Annotated in this window: 13 protein-coding genes; 9 read left to right on the top strand and 4 right to left on the bottom strand. The window is 41.9% G+C overall.

What is annotated here, in order from left to right; genetic code table 11:
* Positions 1 to 103 precede the first annotated feature (103 nt).
* The 3 genes from E2P86_RS17515 to E2P86_RS17505 form a co-directional block, all read right to left on the bottom strand.
* Positions 104 to 2,770, bottom strand: coding sequence for a carboxypeptidase-like regulatory domain-containing protein (locus E2P86_RS17515; protein WP_134433888.1), 2,667 nt, complete (start codon positions 2,768 to 2,770; stop codon positions 104 to 106).
* A 2-nt stretch (positions 2,771 to 2,772) separates the two neighbouring features.
* The gene (locus E2P86_RS17510) at positions 2,773 to 3,687 is read right to left on the bottom strand and encodes a GLPGLI family protein (RefSeq protein ID WP_134433887.1); all 915 of its coding nucleotides are present in this window, start codon (positions 3,685 to 3,687) and stop codon (positions 2,773 to 2,775) included.
* A 99-nt stretch (positions 3,688 to 3,786) separates the two neighbouring features.
* The gene (locus E2P86_RS17505) at positions 3,787 to 5,010 is read right to left on the bottom strand and encodes a glycosyltransferase (protein WP_134433886.1); all 1,224 of its coding nucleotides are present in this window, start codon (positions 5,008 to 5,010) and stop codon (positions 3,787 to 3,789) included.
* 157 nt (positions 5,011 to 5,167) lie between these two features.
* Between E2P86_RS17505 and E2P86_RS17500 the strand changes: the two genes are divergently transcribed.
* The 6 genes from E2P86_RS17500 (at position 5,168) to E2P86_RS17475 (ending at position 11,315) form a co-directional block, all read left to right on the top strand.
* Positions 5,168 to 6,907, top strand: coding sequence for a GMC oxidoreductase (locus E2P86_RS17500; RefSeq protein ID WP_234991248.1), 1,740 nt, complete (start codon positions 5,168 to 5,170; stop codon positions 6,905 to 6,907).
* Between the two features lie 13 nt (positions 6,908 to 6,920).
* Positions 6,921 to 7,556, top strand: coding sequence for a gluconate 2-dehydrogenase subunit 3 family protein (locus E2P86_RS17495; RefSeq protein WP_085473562.1), 636 nt, complete (start codon positions 6,921 to 6,923; stop codon positions 7,554 to 7,556).
* 174 nt (positions 7,557 to 7,730) lie between these two features.
* Positions 7,731 to 8,312: a tRNA-(ms[2]io[6]A)-hydroxylase gene (gene miaE, locus E2P86_RS17490; RefSeq protein WP_085473563.1), complete on the top strand. Its 582-nt coding sequence runs from the start codon at positions 7,731 to 7,733 to the stop codon at positions 8,310 to 8,312.
* A gap of 78 nt (positions 8,313 to 8,390) precedes the next feature.
* Positions 8,391 to 9,434, top strand: coding sequence for an LLM class flavin-dependent oxidoreductase (locus E2P86_RS17485; protein ID WP_317042144.1), 1,044 nt, complete (start codon positions 8,391 to 8,393; stop codon positions 9,432 to 9,434).
* A 43-nt stretch (positions 9,435 to 9,477) separates the two neighbouring features.
* Positions 9,478 to 10,542 (top strand): 23S rRNA (adenine(2503)-C(2))-methyltransferase RlmN, encoded by a 1,065-nt coding sequence (rlmN, locus tag E2P86_RS17480; protein ID WP_134433885.1) that lies wholly within the window; start codon positions 9,478 to 9,480, stop codon positions 10,540 to 10,542.
* Between the two features lie 80 nt (positions 10,543 to 10,622).
* The gene (locus E2P86_RS17475) at positions 10,623 to 11,315 is read left to right on the top strand and encodes a ComF family protein (RefSeq protein WP_134433884.1); all 693 of its coding nucleotides are present in this window, start codon (positions 10,623 to 10,625) and stop codon (positions 11,313 to 11,315) included.
* A 131-nt stretch (positions 11,316 to 11,446) separates the two neighbouring features.
* Here E2P86_RS17475 and E2P86_RS17470 read toward each other — a convergent pair whose 3' ends face one another.
* A complete protein-coding gene (locus tag E2P86_RS17470; protein WP_085473566.1) occupies positions 11,447 to 11,836 on the bottom strand; it encodes a VanZ family protein in 390 nt (129 codons plus the stop codon).
* A 200-nt stretch (positions 11,837 to 12,036) separates the two neighbouring features.
* Here E2P86_RS17470 and E2P86_RS17465 point away from each other — a divergent pair, with 200 nt between their 5' ends.
* From E2P86_RS17465 to E2P86_RS17455, 3 genes are all read left to right on the top strand, one after another.
* Complete coding sequence (locus E2P86_RS17465; RefSeq protein WP_085473567.1) at positions 12,037 to 12,369, top strand: PadR family transcriptional regulator; 333 nt, start codon at positions 12,037 to 12,039, stop codon at positions 12,367 to 12,369.
* Between the two features lie 32 nt (positions 12,370 to 12,401).
* Positions 12,402 to 14,120: a PspC domain-containing protein gene (locus E2P86_RS17460; RefSeq protein WP_134433883.1), complete on the top strand. Its 1,719-nt coding sequence runs from the start codon at positions 12,402 to 12,404 to the stop codon at positions 14,118 to 14,120.
* Between the two features lie 297 nt (positions 14,121 to 14,417).
* A complete protein-coding gene (locus tag E2P86_RS17455) occupies positions 14,418 to 16,835 on the top strand; it encodes an outer membrane beta-barrel family protein (protein WP_134433882.1) in 2,418 nt (805 codons plus the stop codon).
* Positions 16,836 to 16,862: the final 27 nt, after the last annotated feature.

Below are 16,862 nucleotides of genomic sequence, written 5' to 3'. Positions count from 1 at the left end.
ATCAGAGAAACAAAGTATTCTCCTCAGGCGACACCCTGGGTTGTTAAGGAACGCGAGAGGCTTTGTGCGGGGAACATGTGATGATTTCCGTCCAGTGCTGTCTCTACAGATTAAAGATTACTCGGGCGACAAGCATACGTCCACGCAGGTCGTAACTGTTTTGATTTTGTTGATTGGCCGATATACTGTAGGTGTTAAACGTCTTGATATTAGCTAGATTACTCATGTTCAATTCAAAATCTGTTTTCCATTTTACATGACGGTAACGGGCAAAAGCATCGATAAAAAAGTAATTTATATCCTGTTGACCTGGTTGTTTGCTATAGAGATGTCTACCACTGACGCGGACATAGGTGCGTTTAATGGTATAGAATGGAAGTCCAATATTCTGCGATGCGCTGAAGACGTTGTTATTTAAGGTCGAGTTATCTTTTTGTTTGGATGTGGACCAGGACAAGGAGCTTTGGTAAGACAATTTGAGATCTTTCCAAAGCTTTATCTCCGCATCCGGTTGTACAGAAAAACTTGTGTTCTGAAATGGTAGTAATGTGCCATTAAAGAGCTGATTGAAATCGCTATAAGACCAAGATGCTCGTAGTTTTACGGTGCTGGCAAGGGCAAAGATATACTTGTCGAATCCGGCACTGACCTGAAAACTGTTCACTTTGTTTTTAATGGGTACAAGGATCGTTTGCGATATATCGTTTGAAATGACTTGTGAGAATAAGGCGTTACGTATGGTCTGCGAATAGTTGATCCCTCCATGGGCATAAAGCAGCTTTAAGGTACGACTCAGCCTATAATTCAGGCCGGCACTATGTGATGAGCTTTCATTGATAGAGGCGTTGTTTTGGGATATATTTCGATAGCTGCGGATAATTGTTCCACGATAAATATCTTGGATGTTACCAAAGGTATTACTATAGTTGTAAGTAAAATCCATTTCGTCCTCCATTCCTATGCGTTGCTTCAGTCGAAATGAAGGATTGAATAAAAGATCATTTTCTTTATTGTTCAGAGCATAACCCGCATCTTTAAATGTGGTTTGCTGCAAGGCTACTGGCAGCATCAAGGATGCTTCTACTCGGTTGATTTTCCAACTGTACTCACCCGTGATGTTATAGAGAATGCGGCGCCAATGTAGATCATTAACTGTAGAATCAATCTGTGGTACAACAAGTGTTCCGTTCTCGATATTGAGTGCAATATCGGAGGATAAGCGTTGATCTTCCAAGCTTATACCGACGCCGTAATATTGGTTTATTTTCCCTTTAGGAATACGGTATCCTGTTGTTAAACGGGTAAATAGGTTGGGAACATTAACATGTTGTCTTGTTTCTTCATACGGTTGACCTTGGTTTAAAAGGGATGCATACACGCCGGGACGGATCATCAAATCTTGTGGCTTTTCCCCGTAATTGAAGATCCAGTTAAATTGGATAACATCCCCATTTTTTAGTTGAGGGACATATTCCAACTTGTTACTGATGCCTGAAATACGATGGTTACGATTTACAGAAATAGGATTGTTGTTGCTTTCGATAGTCGCTTGTCCATTCTCTTTTTCATACTCAAAGGAAAGGGCATTGCTGATAAACTTGGTGTCCATGTTTTTAGATGCCGTTAACCGGATCGCTGCCAGCCACTCTTTTATTTCGCTACGCTGCTGCTCATTAAATGAAATGGTTTCGTCCTGCGTAAAGTAGTCTGTTCGTCCACTAAAACTTTGGCTGTTTTTATCAAAAAGAGCCTGTACGTTGGATTTAAGTTGCCATTTGTTCGCTAGATTAAACAGGTTATTCGTGTTGATAGCCGCGGTGTTGTTCATAAAGTAATAGGGCTTGGCAATGGGTGGAGCGCCGACTGTTCCGAGGGATAATAGGTTATTTATGGGCGACGTACCTAGCCGACTCAAGGTGTTCTCTCTATTGTATCCGACCAAATCACCCGTTAAATCTTTACCGGTGTTATTCCCATTCAACACATTCAACATTTTGTACTTCTTGTTAAACAGAATGTTGTTGAGTTCACTATCATATTGTTCGGGTAGCCCCGCCCCTATTTTTGCTTCACCTGTCATCTTTAGCTTAGCATCTTCTTTTATGACTAGGTTGATTGCGACTTGATCGCTAAATCGCTTGTTTTTCAACACTTTTAGATGTTCGTGGTTGTTCAATACCTGGATGTCCTGGACCATTTTGTGTGGTATGGTCCGTGTTCCAATGTTGTAACGGTCATCTAAGAGATCGTCGCCATCGATGTAAAAATTAGAAATAGCTTTACCTTGGTATTTGATCTGTCCCGATTCTGTGACTTCCATCCCAGGCATGCGTTTTAGAACATCGCCAATACTGCGGTCTTCTTCCTGTGCGAAACTTCCTACATTATAAGCGAGTGTATCCCCGAGTCGGCGTACTTGCGGTCTGCTTTTAACATGGATATCATCTAATACAATTTTCTTCTGTTTCAGTTCAATGAAAAGTCCGGTGAGCTTGCTGGTCAATACTTCCTTATGTTTGTTGTAACCGAGGTGGTTAATTTCAAGAAAGCAGCTTTCTAGACTTTTATCGGTTGTAATAGAGAAATTTCCCTCCTTATCTGTTGCTTTGAAAGCAATGATTTTTTGATCATTGTTTTTCACCATGACGCTGGCAGAGGCGATTGGTTTTTGGGTCGACTGATCCACCAATCGACCTACTATTTGTTTGTTCTGTGCCAGCGCGTACAACTGGATCAACATAAAAAAAGAAAAGAGGGAAGCGCGCATCATGCTTATGGAGTTAATTCAATAGGATTGTTTGTGTCGCGGGAAGGTTTGTAGCTCTCTGCATTTTGAACGGAAAATGATTTTATTCTACTCATATCGAGTGCTCCCTTTGCGGCAGGACCATTTGATTTAGATCCTGTTGCGATGACTGTTGTTCCGCCGGTTCCGCTAATATTTATACTTCCTCCCGAACGAGCGGCTTTCGATTGCATATAGGCTTGTGGGTTTGCCTTGAATGCTTCCAGGAGTTTAAGCGCTTCTTTTTTCGTTGATTTCACTGCATTTGGAGCTATTTGAATCGCCGTTTCACCATCCTCGATCTTGTCAAACCCTGCGTAACTAAAGGTTACATCCCCTTTTGCGTCAGATGCCTCTAGAATCAATCCCGGAAGACCTTGTAACTTCCATGGTCCGCTGGAAAAAGGAAGTTCGGTTGTAAACCAAGCGGTATATTGCCTTCCCTTGAAGGAGGTCGTAGCTTTCTGACAGCTGTAACCACCAATCTCTTTGGTTTCATCGGAAACGGACCAGTCTTGCTCCGGAAATGTACTGGCGATCACCAGCTGGTCCCCGGCAACAGTCATTACTTCTTGCATGTCTTTTTTTGTCTTGTCGATGAGGTAGAACTCACCGATAGCCGTTACATCACGCGAAATTTTAACGTTCCCATCGAAGGCAGGGTCATCCATCTGCTTTTTTAAGCTTTCCTGCGCCCGATTGGTAGAATTGCTGGTATAGTAACTACTGTTTGCCCCAAGATACGTAACGACCTCATCGCGCAAAAATTTATCACGCTGTGTACTATCATTGATATGTTTAAAGATGTAGTGGACCTTTGCCACAGCTTTTTCGGCCTCTTGTGCTTTTGTGTTTGCGCTTATAGCCAAGGCGATAAGCGATACATATAATACTCTTTTCATGGTAATTAGATTTTTCTATGATTTAATCAAAGATATACGAAAAAATCGTAATTCAAAATAATTTACGTCATGAAGCTAGATTTTGTGATGATTTCCCTGCTATTTTTTATTCTTTTCCTCGATCCATAGCGACATGTATTTCAGGCTATTATGAGCTTGGGTATTTAAGATCTGTCCCATAAAATTTTTTTGACGATGGGTTGAGATTTTTGACTGTAATGTTGTTATAGTTTGGAGAAAGTCCCTGGTGTGCTGTGTCTTGCTAAATAGACGGTTGTGGATGGTCTGTCCACGTTTTTGCGCTGCATTCCAAGCCTGCGGATCGCTATAAAGATGTTTAGCGTAGGCAACAAATTCGTCTGTGGAATCCGTGATAAAACCGTTCCATTGGTCATCAAGCGTCATATCTTCTGCCCCAACCCTGCTGGTTATGCTTGGGGTCCCACTTTGCATGGCATCGATGAATTTTCCCTTTATGCCCGCACCAAATGGAATTGGAGCCAGCAACACCCGATATTTCGCCATCGTTTCTTGCGCATCTTCTGCCCTATCCATAATAAAGAAGTTTTCCTTAGGCTGATGCAGCTGATAGACTTTTTCGGAAGCATATGCTCCATAGATATGCAATGCCACTCCGGGCAGTTCTTTTCGTAATATAGGCCAAATCGTTGTTTTCAGGTATTGGACCGTACGCCAGTTCGGTTCATGGATAAAATTACCAATAAACATGAAGTCTTTTCGGGTCTCGTATGAATTCCAGCGATCTAGATGCATTTCCTCTAGCGTTTCTTCCAAAAAAGGTAAATAATACAGAATTGACGCATCAATTTTGAATGTGTCGGTCAAGAACCGAATTTCTTCTTGTGAAATTATTAGCGACAGGTCTGTCCTCAAAATAGATGCAATCTCCCGTTTGGCAGTATCATTGTAGTAGTCTGGGGCCTCTCCTGTTTTCCATGCTTCTTGCCGGGCTTTTCGTAAGAAATGAAGATCTTCGGTGTCTAATATAGTGAGGGCCTTCGGACATTGTTCGCGTATGCGCCAACCGTATTGTTCCTCCACCATAAATCGATCAAAGATGACAATATCGGGATTCTCCGCTTTGAACTGTGCGTCAACTTTGCTGTCGTTCAGCGCAATAGGTAGTTCGCGTACCGCAAGTGTTTCCAAGGGAAAGCTGTAGTCCGATTTACTGGCTGCGCAGGCGAAAACAACAGATGCTCCGGAGTCTAAAAACGTTTGGATCAGTTGTCGAATTCGAGACCCTGCGGCGGAAGATTGCGGTTCGGGCCATACCAAACCAATGAAAAGCACTTTTTGCATGTCTCAAAAATAGGAATTATCTTTACCTATAATGTATCAAAAATAATACTATTGATCTTGATGCCGTTTTCAAGGTAATACCTATATTTACTTTGCTAAATGGTATTAGTATCTATTTAGCCTTTGCAATTTAAACCTTAGAAGAGATAGATTTTTTATGATGACCAATTACCAAATCAAAGAAAGTCCAGAAGTTTATGACGCTATTGTGGTGGGATCAGGTGCTGGGGGTGGTATGGCTGGCTATATTCTGGCACATGCAGGCTTAAAAGTATTGATGCTGGAGGCTGGGCCGTTTTTCGATCCCGCAAAAGATGCCTTGCAGCTACGTATGCCCTGGGAATCTCCACGACGAGGTGCCTCTACAACACGTCCTTTTGGAGATTTTGATGCGGCTTTTGGTGGTTGGCAGCTGGAAGGGGAGCCGTATACGACAGTGAAGGGGACTGAATTTGAATGGTTTCGCGCTCGTATGTTGGGCGGACGTACAAACCATTGGGGACGGATATCGCTACGGATGGGGCCAGATGATTTTAAACCGACCGATGGGGAAACGGAAGCATGGCCGATAACGTATGATGAGGTGAAGCCTTTTTATGATCGTGTGGATCGTATGATTGGAATTTATGGTACGGTTGAGGGGATTCGTAATGAGCCGGATGGAATTTTTATGAAGCCGCCTAAGCCGAGGCTTAATGAATTGTATATCGCAAAAGGCGCGCGTAAAGCAGGTGTGCCTGTCATCCCAGGCCGGGGATCTGTATTAACAGAAGCTTCGCCAGAGATTAAGGGGCGAGGAGTCTGTTTTTACTGTGGACAGTGCGGGCGAGCATGTAAAGTGTATGGTGATTTCTCATCTTCTTCCTGTTTGGTTATTCCAGCAATGAAAACCGGAAACCTAAAAGTTATCGACAATGCGATGGTACGTGAAGTCTTGACTAATGAGGAGGGAATTGCTATTGGTGTTTCCTATGTGAGCACGACAGATATGCAAGAATATGCGGTGAAAGGAAAAACAGTTATTCTTGGTGCTAGTGCGTGTGAGAGTGCGCGTATTATGCTGAATTCGAAGTCGAAAGCGCATCCGGGAGGCGTTGGGAATAGTAGTGGGTTAGTGGGGAAATATTTGCATGACTCAACGGGAGCGAGCTTATCGGGTTTTTTACCGCAGCTCTTGGATCGTAAACGTTATAATGAGGATGGGGTAGGATCGGTACATATTTATTCGCCTTGGTGGGAAGACAATAAAAAGGTCGGGTTCCCAAGAGGCTATCACATTGAATATGGCGGTGGTATGCGGATGCCTTCTTATGGTTTTACAAATTGGATACCATCGGTTAACGATAAAGTTAAAGGGCCAGATGGGCAGGCGCGTGATAAAGGAGGGTACGGCGCATCATTAAAGCAAGATTATCGTCGTTTCTATGGTGCAAATGTTGGGATGGCAGGTCGTGGTACGGCTTTGGCAAGGAAGGACAATTATTGTGAAATAGATCCGAATAAGGTAGATAAATTTGGTATTCCCGTATTGCGTTTCCACTACAAATGGGCGAATGAAGAAATTGCACAAGCGAAGCATATGCAAGAGACTTTTCAATCGATCATGCATGAGATGGGAGCGATCATTACCTCTACGATTCCTGGAGCGGATACATTATACGGACTAGAAGCACCCGGAAAAATCATCCATGAGGGTGGGACAACTCGGATGGGCAATGATCCGAAATCGTCGGTACTCAATAAGTGGGGGCAGGCACACGATTGTAAGAATTTGTATGTGGTGGATGCCGGACCTTTTGTGCAACAAGGAGATAAAAACTTGACATGGACCATTTTGGCGCTTTCTATGCGTACGGCAGAGTATATTTTGGAAGAAAAGAAAAAGTTGAACGGCTAAATATTATTTAGATATGAACAGAAGAGATTCCCTTAAAGCATTGGGATTAATGGCTGCTGGATCTGGTATACTGGCCAGTTCATGCCAAACAGGAGATACGAACAAAGAGGGGGCGAAGGCTGTCTCAGATAAGCTGCCTGGTGTTCAGGACTTTGAACATGAACGGAACCTGGCGCTTGCGGAAGAGAAATTTTTCGATGCCCATGAAATGGCGACTATAACGGTATTGGCGGATATTATAATTCCGAAAGATGAAACCTCGGGCAGTGCTTCGGATGCGGGTGTACCAGCCTTTATTGAGTTTATGGTGAAGGACTTGCCCGACAATAAGCTTCCAATGCGTGGGGGTTTGAAATGGTTGGATATACAAATGCAAAAAAGACACGGCAAGTCTTTTGTCGACTGTCAGGCAGAGCAACAATTGGCGCTCGTGGATGAGATTGCATATCCGGATAAAGCGAAACCGGAAATGCAGCAAGGTGTAGCATTCTTTTCGCTGATGCGGAATTTTACGGCATCTGGTTTCTTTACCAGTGAGATAGGCGTGAAGGATATTGGTTATGCTGGTAATAAACCGGGGGTATGGAACGGTGTACCGGAGGATGTGCTGAAGGCACATGGCTTTGAGGTCGGGCCTTTCTTTGGATAGCTTTTTAGTCGTTCATAGTTCGTAGTCTGTAGATCGTAGTTTAGTAGTTGGTAGATTGTAGTTCATGGTCTGTAGTTCATAGTTTCTACGAACTAACCACTATGAACAACCAACTACGAACTAACCACTACGAACTAAAAAACCACTATCTTTGTGGCTCAGAAAGGAAATGATATGTTAGGATTAAAACTATTGACGGACCCTCGCTGGGCGAATATTGCGGAAGCCAATTTGGACGAAATTTTAACGGACCATGCGTGGTGTGAGCAGAAGGCCGCTTCGAACGCTATTATGTTAATTACGCAAAATCCGGAATACGAAGATTTAGTGCATGAGCTGACAGCGATCGCGATCGAGGAGATGGAGCATTTTAAGATGGTTATCGAGATTATTAAGGAACGCGGTTATACCTTAGGGCGTGAGCGTAAAGATGATTATGTGGGGCAGTTGATGAAGTTTTTGCGTAAGGATGGTTCCCGTAATATGGCTTTTGTTGATCGCCTGTTATTTGCGGCGATGATTGAAGCACGCAGCTGTGAGCGCTTCCGGGTCTTAACACAAAATATCAAAGATAAGGATCTTGCTAAATTTTATTACGACCTCATGGTTTCGGAAGCAAACCATTATACAACTTTTTTGAATTTTGCCCGTAAATACAGCACAGACGTGGATGTCGATAAACGATGGAAGGAGTGGTTGGATTTTGAGGGTGAGTTGATCCAAAGTTACGGAACAAAGGAATATATCCACGGATAAGCAACACTTCTTAACCTACATCAATGCGAGCAAACATACAGGGGGCTATCTTTGTATTATAAAAGGAGAACAAAAACAATGATAGAATTAGGTATTGGTATGTTTGGCGACCTACAGGTCGACTCAGCAACAGGAAAAATTCAGCCGGCAGCACAACGCATGCGGGAGATAATCGAGGAAGTTAAATTGATGGATCAGGTTGGTTTAGATTTCTTTGGTATGGGTGAACACCACCGGGAAGACTATGCGGTGGCATCTCCCGAGATTATCCTTGCGGCGGCAGCGACAGTAACTAAAAACATTAAATTGGGAAGTGCGGTTTCTGTTATTAGCTCGGCGGATCCAGTCAAATTATTTCAGGATTTTGCATCCGTTGACATTATATCGAATGGTCGTGCCGAAATTATGGCTGGTAGAGGTTCGTTTATCGAGTCCTTTCCACTATATGGCTATGATCTTAAAGATTATGCCGACCTGTTCGACGAAAAACTCGAGCTTTTATTGCGCCTAAACAAGCAAGATACGATTACATGGTCAGGTCGGTTCCGTAAACCATTGATCAATCAGCAGATCTACCCGAGACCGGTAAACAATAGTATGCCAATTTGGGTTGCAGTGGGAGGAACAACTTCTTCTGTCATCCGTGCGGGACGCTTAGGTTTGCCAGTAATGTTTGCGATAATTGGTGGTGCACCGGAAAACTTCAAACCCTTATTTGAGGTATATGAACAAGCGTGGGTTGATAATGGGCACGATATGAAAGATTTCCAGGTTGGGGTGCATATGCATTCTTTCTTTGGCGATAACAGCAAAGCAATTGCGGATAAATACTACCCGTTTTATGCCTCACAGATGAATCGGATCGGAGCTTCTCGCGGATGGCCTCCATATCAACGGTCTCAATATGATTTCGGACGTTCGATACATGGACATTTAATTGTTGGTGACGTAAACGAGTCGATTGATAAAATATTACATGTTATTGAGATGTTCGGATTAACGCGTTTTTCTGCTCATATGGATGTGGGAAGCCCGGATCATGCGGATATGATGCGTGCGATTGAATTGTACGGAACGCAGATTGCACCAAAAGTTCGTGAAGCCCTGAAAAAGGCAGAATAGGAATATGATATTGAGTTAATATTTTTTGCCGTATCTTTGCACCGTGGTAGAGCAGAACAAATTAATCGATATAAGAAGTCTTTCCTTGGCACAACTCAAGGACAAGCTCGTGGAAATGGGCGAACAAGGATTTCGCGCAAAGCAAATTTACGAATGGCTTTGGGCGAAATCTTGTACTGACTTTGATGAAATGAGTAATTTAAGTAAGTCTCTCCGTGAAAACTTAAAAGCACATTTTACTATACATGCTGTAAAAGTTCGAAACGCACAGATCAGTGCCGATAAGACGATTAAGAACAGTTTTACCCTGTATGATGGCAATGTGATTGAAGGGGTATTGATTCCTGCTCCTGAGCGCATGACCGCTTGTGTCAGCTCGCAGGTGGGCTGTAGTTTGACGTGTAAATTCTGTGCGACAGGTTACATGGATCGTAAGCGTAACCTCAATGCCGATGAGATTTATGATCAGGTCGTTTTAATTGCAAAGCAGGCGGAAGAGCATTATCAACAACCCTTGACGAATATCGTGTATATGGGAATGGGGGAGCCGTTATTGAATTATAGCGGAATGATGAAGTCTGTAGAGCGTATTACATCACCTGATGGTTTGAATATGGCTGCTAAGCGTATTACCGTATCTACGGCAGGGATTGCAAAAATGATCAAAAAGCTTGGCGATGATGAGGTTCGTTTTAATTTGGCGCTCTCGTTACATGCGGCCAACGATAAAAAGCGGAATGAGATCATGCCGATCAATGAGCAAAACTCCTTGAAAGCATTGGCAGAGGCGCTGAAATACTTTTATGCCAAAACAAAAAATCCGGTAACCTTTGAATATATTGTCTTCCATAATTTTAATGACGAATTGGAAGATGCCAAAGAATTGGCGCGTTTTTGTAAGCATGTACCATGCAAAGTAAACATCATTGAATATAACCCGATTTCTCTAGCTGATTTTGTCAATGCAGAAGCGGATAAAATAGAACAATTTGCTACCTACTTGCGGTCGCAAGGTGTGGTCACCAATGTTCGACGAAGCCGCGGTAAAGATATTGATGCTGCTTGCGGTCAACTTGCTATTAAAGAAAAAGAATCTGAAACCGCATAAGGGGCTGATATACATCTGTTTGATTTTTTAATGCGCTCTAATATGTGTATCTTGTACAGATCCACATATTATAGACCCCCATGCCAATTACAAACTACTGGAAAAGCTTTCTAGCTATTCTATTTCCTCCACTGTGTATTGCTTGTGAAGATGTGTTGCTTTATCAGGAACGCTTACTCTGCATTACTTGTCTTTTTCATCTCCCTGTAAATGATCATTATTTGTTTCAGGAAAATGAAATAACACGTCGCCTATTGGGTAAGATGGAGTTACACAGCGGCATGGCATATTTTTCATTTGCAAAATCCTCCTTTGTTCAGGAGATTGTTCATAAAATGAAATACCGGGGCCGACAGGATATCGGTCTTCATTTTGGACAGCTGATAGGTAAGCAACTGCAGCAATCAACGTCCTTGCCTCCGCTGGATCTTATTGTCCCGATTCCTTTACATCGAAAAAAAATGAAAGCCAGAGGTTACAATCAGTCAGATGCACTGGCAGATGGAATTGCCAAGGTACTGTCCGTGGATGTTGATAAACACCTTTTAGAGCGTGTGCGAAATAGTCCTAGCCAAACGAAGATGAAACGGATTGATCGGGATGAGAACGTCGAGGGGGCATTTATTTGTCGGTCGACAAATAAACTAACAGGAAAGCACATTCTGTTAGTGGATGATGTCGTTACAACAGGAGCGACGATTGCCGCAGCAGCACAAGCGATTCAGGATGTCGCTGATTGTAAGCTTTCTGTAGCAGTCTTGGCACAGGCATAACCGCCTATTTTCGTTTGCCGCTCGTTGCCGAAGGACAACCACAGTCCTTTTTGAATACGGCGCAAGATTGTAACGTGAGTACGGTTAGGGCGAGGAAAGCGATCCAATAACGTAGATGTTTTGTTCTCATATTATTTGTAAGAAACACGTGTGCGATAAAGTAATAAATAACTGAATAAAGCCATGCCTATACCAACAAAATCAGCGAAAATATCCCACCAATCTGCCATCCGATCTACCGAATAATAGAATTGAATTCCTTCCGTTAAAAAGGCAAAAAAAGCCGCTACAAAGAAAACAACCAAAGCAGATACAATTTTGTTTGCCCGTCTTTTAGAGTTGGCACTTGTTGCCTTTAATAAGAGCGTGGTGAAGACAAAGAAAAAGCCGCAATGAGCAAGTTTATCAAAACCTTCAAAGTAATTTGTGTTTGGTAAATCGTTCGAAGGCATAGACATCAAGGCCAACATAATTATGGACCATATGATTGCCCAAGCGTAACTATAGATAAAGCGAAGCATTGCTTATAAAAGTCGGATAAATTATGCAGACTTCAAAGGAAAGAGGGTTGAAATTTACTTTATAGGAAAATTTGCAACGGTTCGTTATTCTTTTGATTAAAATTATTCGCCTGTAAATCAGTGTGTTGCGACATTGTTTTGTATTTTTATAGTACTATGTATTGCATAGTACAATATAAAGCCTATATCTTTGTATTGTTATGATAGCTGAAAACACACAAACCCAGATGAGGAAGGGGATACTAGAGTACTGTATCCTTTCTATAATTTCCCGAGGGGAAATCTATGCCTCAGATATTATCAGCGAGCTGAAAAAGGCACAGCTCCTGGTGGTGGAGGGTACGTTATATCCTTTGTTGACACGGTTAAAAAATAATGGTTTGCTGAGTTATAATTGGCAAGAGTCCAGTTCGGGGCCACCACGAAAATATTACCAGATCACCAATGAGGGACGCGACGTTCTCCAGAAACTAGATGTCACATGGAAAGAATTGGTATTTGCCGTTCAAATCTCTTTGCAAGGACGGATTTAACTTGATAACTAACAAATTATAAAAATACGGTCATGAATAAGACAATCATAATAAACATTAACAGTATCGTTTTCCATATAGAGGAAGATGCGTATGAGACATTGCGCGCCTATATGATCGATATTAAGAAGCATTTTGGAAATACGACTGAAAGCAAGGAAATCTTAGAAGATATTGAAAACCGCATTGCTGAAATGTTCAATGAACGCATCCAGTCGGGACGTAAGGAAGTCATTAACTTAGAAGATGTACAACAAGTCATCTTACAAATGGGTCAGGTGAGCGATTTTGAGGATCGCGGAGAGGCGGCGGATGATTTTCAGTATGAGCGTTCAAGAGATGAAAACCCATCGGACCATTTTGGGAAAAAGCTGATGCGTGACCCGGATGATAAGATCATGGGCGGTGTATGTAGCGGTTTAGCACACTATTTCGGTATGGAGCCTCGTTGGGTACGTATTTTATTGGTGTTATTTGTGCTAATTGGGGGATCAGGTTTTCTGATATATGTTATTCTGTGGATCGTGATGCCAGAGGCTGAGACGAGAGCCGACAAGATGGCTATGCGCGGTAAGGAACCTAATTTACAGAATTTCAAAGAGTCCTTTGATGAGGAAGTAAAAAGCTTCTCAGACAATTTTGCTGGAGCAGGAGAACAGATTAGTCGTGGTGCCCGTTCGGCCGGCAGTGCGATGGGAGGCTGTCTAGGTTTTATCGGTAAAATGATTGCTTGGTTGTTGCTGATAAACACAGCGCTAAGTGTGCTCGGCTTGTTTATATTCTATGTATTCAATTTAATGAACTTGTTTGGCTTGGAGAACCCGATGTTCTTCCCTCCATTACGGGTATTGGCGGTCGACGATGCGCTTATTGCCATTACATTAGGTTTCTTAGCTATTGTTATTCCCTTATTTGCGTTTGCTTTGTTACTTATTCGTATTCTTTTCAAAACAGAGAAACTCAATAATTACCTTTCGCTTTCTTTATTTGCGGCATGGGTTGTATCCATTGTCGGTGTCATCTACTACTGTGTTTATGCTTCTCAGGATTTTAGAGAAAAAAGCACGATCAGCATTCAGAAAAGTATTTCGGAGCAGGATGTGTATCATTTTACAGAGAAAGATGTTCGTGTTTTGGATGCGAATGAGAAAGATTCGATCCGATCAAAATTTAATATACAAATGGACGGGGAGGACTTACGAAACTTCTTGAATGGCAATATCGATATTTCATTTGAGAGCATAGATTCGTTAAGCAAGCCTTATATTCAATATAACTATTCTGCTAAAGGAAAGTCCTACCAGTTGGCCTCGGAAAGAGCTCGTAACATTGTGTATGAGGCTATTCAGGAAAAAGGAACGGTTCTATTTCCGAGTCACTTTTTGCTGAAGAAAAATGCGCTAGATCGTGATCAATATGTTCGTGTGGTCGTCTTTCTACCGGTAGGAGCAAAAGTTGCGATACACAAAGAGATGGAGTGGAAGCTAAGAGGAATATCGTATGGAGATTGCTTGATTAATTATGCCGATCCGGATCACCAAAAAATAACAGACTGGAAGATGACGAAGGCGGGTCTGGTATGCCTGGAGCTTCCTAAGGAGGAAGATGACAAACGTGAAGAAGTCGAAGAGGAAGCAAAAGAATCTGCGGAAGTTATTACGAAGAAAGATTCGGTCATTAAAATTGATGGTGGAAATGTAACCATCGAGGTAAAGGACAATAATGTAAAAATCAATAAGAAATCAACATAGTCTGTCGTGTACAGTTATAGTAAATAAAAAAATGGAGCATTATGCTCCATTTTTTTATTTATATAGACGCAACCATTCGTACGAATCTCTCGTCCCTAGTATAGCTATCGGTAAAATGCGTGAAAATGGTTTCACCGACTATATTTCGGGTTTCACCGAAAAAACAGAAATACTGGTCTAAAGATCGTTTTACGAGACCTTATACACCTGTATTTTTGTATTGTTCCTTCTAGGAATAACTTACAATAAACAAAACAACTAAACAAGAAACTACTAAACAAAGCTTAACAAGAAACTATGAACAAAGTCTACATTTATATCGTATTGACCCTGAGTACACTTCTCCAGTCGTTGGCCGCTTTCGCCCAACAGGCAGAAGTAAAAGGGAAGGTACTCGCGGAGGATACGAAACCGCAAGCAAGCGTTTCTGTGTATTTGATGACACCCAAAACAAATGCAATAATTAAAACATCGGTTACCGATGATAAAGGTCAATATATTTTCACAAATGTTCCGAATGGAGAGTTTGTTGTACAAGCATCCTCGGTCGGTTTTGAGGCGGCTCGCTCAAACAATTTACAACTTAATAATGCTCCCGTATTGGTGAGTGACCTGGTACTCAAGGTGTCCTCCAACACGATTGGCGCCGTTACTGTGGAAGGAAAAGTTCCTCTTGTGCAGCAACGGGATGGTAAATTGGTTCTGAATGTTGAAAATTCAACGTTAGCTGCCGGAAATACAGCGTTAGATATTATTCAGCGTGCACCCGGTGTAAGTGTCGATAAAGATAACAATCTACAGTTGATGGGGCAGGCGGGAGTAAATGTAACGATCGATGGACGCCAGACTTATATGAGTAGTGAACAGCTTGCTACGTACTTGAAATCGATGGATGGCGGACAGATTAAAAGTGTAGAAGTAAGTACCACTCGGAGTGCTAAAGAGGATGCTGAAGGTGCGGTGGGAACAATTAATATTGTCCTTAAAAAGAATCGTCTGGAGGGATTTAACGGAACATTTTTGGCAAGTGGCGGGTACGGGAAATATGAACGAGCAAACAGCTCTCTCAGCCTAAATTACAAAAAGAATAATACGACATTGTTTGGCTCATATGGATTTACACATAATAAGCGAGGCATAGATTTAATGGTGGACAGGGCGATGGTGGATGCAGGTAAGCAACGTGTTTTTCATCAAGAAGCAAACTTGATTGAAAAAACGAATTCACATAACTATAAGTTTGGAATTGAGCAACGGACGTCTCCACGCAACACCATGTTATTACAGTTTTCAGGAGATAACTATGCGGAAAACCCCGAAAATAACAGTGTGACAAATATGGGTTCTAGCCTAACGTCAATTGATTCGATCTTATATTCGGAATCCAGAAGTAAGACGCCTGTCAATCGTTATTCTGCAAATTTTAACAACGAGTTTAAAGTGGATACGATAGGCGGAAAGCTGGTGTTGGATCTTGACTGGAGTATGTTCCGTAATGATGCACGGGTAGACTATACATACAATACCTATTTCCCCGACGGAAGTCTTGTTCGTCCAACGGAGCTGGAACGTAGTTATATGCCGGTAGACATCGATATTTATGTTGCTAAGTTAGACTTTCTGAAAACTATCGGTAAAGGAAAGTTGGAACTTGGAGCGAAGTATAGTAATGTAAAATCGGACAACAATTTAGGTTTTGAGCATTTTGTGAATGGACAATGGCAGGAGTTTGAGGGCCGTCCGAACCATTTCATCTATACGGAGCAAATCGCGGCGGCATACGCTGATTATAGCCGCGTGTATGGAAAGATGAGCATTAAGGCTGGATTACGTGGAGAGTATACATTTTCTGATGGAAATTCAATAACGATGAACAATCATGTGAAACGGGATTATTTAGATCTTTTTCCATCTGCAAATATTGGCTATACGGTTAATGAGAACAATATTCTTTCATTTGGATATGCACGGAAGGTGGCGCGTCCAAATTACCGGAACTTAAATCCTTTTGAATACTATATAGATAAGTTTACTTCACAACGAGGAAATCCGTATCTTAAACCCCAATATACAGATGGCTTTACATTGAACTACACGGTGAGGAAAATGTATAACATCACGCTTGGTGCTGATATTACTAACGACGCGATGGTTGAAAGTATGGGACAGAACACAGAAACAGGGCAGGCTTGGATCACAAAAGATAACTTAGGGAAATCGTGGACCAGCTACCTGAATGTTAATGTACCAGTACGCATCGGCAAAATTTGGACCATGAATAATAACCTAACAGGAATATATATGCACTTTAAAGGACCAATTGTAGGGTCGTATGTGGATGACGGTTCATTCTTCTTCCAAGGTAGAAGTATGAATAACTTTAGAGTGTCAAAAGCGTTATCGGCGGAGCTTTCGGTGAACTACAACAGTGCCTTTTTGTATAATGTATACCAGATTGGGGCGCGTTGGGGAACGGATGTGGGAATAAATTATAACTTTAAAGACCAGCGAAGTTCATTGAAGCTAGCAGGTACTGATATTTTTAAAACGCAGAAAAATAATATTACAACGAATTTTGCGGAGTTCGATTCGAAGATTCGCCAATACAATGACAACCGTACAGTGCGCTTAACATACACCTATAAGTTTGGAAATCTTAAGCAACAGCTGAAAAGAAATAATACAGACTCGGATGAAAAAAACCGGGCGCAATAAAAATCTTTGTTTCAATGTTTAGTTTAT

Origin of the sequence: Sphingobacterium psychroaquaticum (assembly GCF_004421025.1) — a bacterium.
Lineage (GTDB): Bacteria > Bacteroidota > Bacteroidia > Sphingobacteriales > Sphingobacteriaceae > Sphingobacterium > Sphingobacterium psychroaquaticum.
The sequence above is the reverse complement of the archived record's forward strand: the minus strand, read 5'-3'. Positions and strand labels throughout refer to the sequence as shown.

Excerpts from the sequence above, each read along its gene's own strand:
- E2P86_RS17515 (WP_134433888.1), bottom strand. The coding sequence starts at position 2,770 with ATGATGCGCGCTTCCCTCTTTTCTTTTTTTATGTTGATCCAGTTGTAC.
- E2P86_RS17510 (WP_134433887.1), bottom strand. The coding sequence starts at position 3,687 with ATGAAAAGAGTATTATATGTATCGCTTATCGCCTTGGCTATAAGCGCA.
- E2P86_RS17505 (WP_134433886.1), bottom strand. The coding sequence starts at position 5,010 with ATGCAAAAAGTGCTTTTCATTGGTTTGGTATGGCCCGAACCGCAATCT.
- E2P86_RS17500 (WP_234991248.1), top strand. The coding sequence starts at position 5,168 with ATGATGACCAATTACCAAATCAAAGAAAGTCCAGAAGTTTATGACGCT.
- E2P86_RS17495 (WP_085473562.1), top strand. The coding sequence starts at position 6,921 with ATGAACAGAAGAGATTCCCTTAAAGCATTGGGATTAATGGCTGCTGGA.
- miaE (WP_085473563.1), top strand. The coding sequence starts at position 7,731 with ATGTTAGGATTAAAACTATTGACGGACCCTCGCTGGGCGAATATTGCG.
- E2P86_RS17485 (WP_317042144.1), top strand. The coding sequence starts at position 8,391 with ATGATAGAATTAGGTATTGGTATGTTTGGCGACCTACAGGTCGACTCA.
- E2P86_RS17475 (WP_134433884.1), top strand. The coding sequence starts at position 10,623 with ATGCCAATTACAAACTACTGGAAAAGCTTTCTAGCTATTCTATTTCCT.
- E2P86_RS17470 (WP_085473566.1), bottom strand. The coding sequence starts at position 11,836 with ATGCTTCGCTTTATCTATAGTTACGCTTGGGCAATCATATGGTCCATA.
- E2P86_RS17465 (WP_085473567.1), top strand. The coding sequence starts at position 12,037 with ATGATAGCTGAAAACACACAAACCCAGATGAGGAAGGGGATACTAGAG.
- E2P86_RS17460 (WP_134433883.1), top strand. The coding sequence starts at position 12,402 with ATGAATAAGACAATCATAATAAACATTAACAGTATCGTTTTCCATATA.
- E2P86_RS17455 (WP_134433882.1), top strand. The coding sequence starts at position 14,418 with ATGAACAAAGTCTACATTTATATCGTATTGACCCTGAGTACACTTCTC.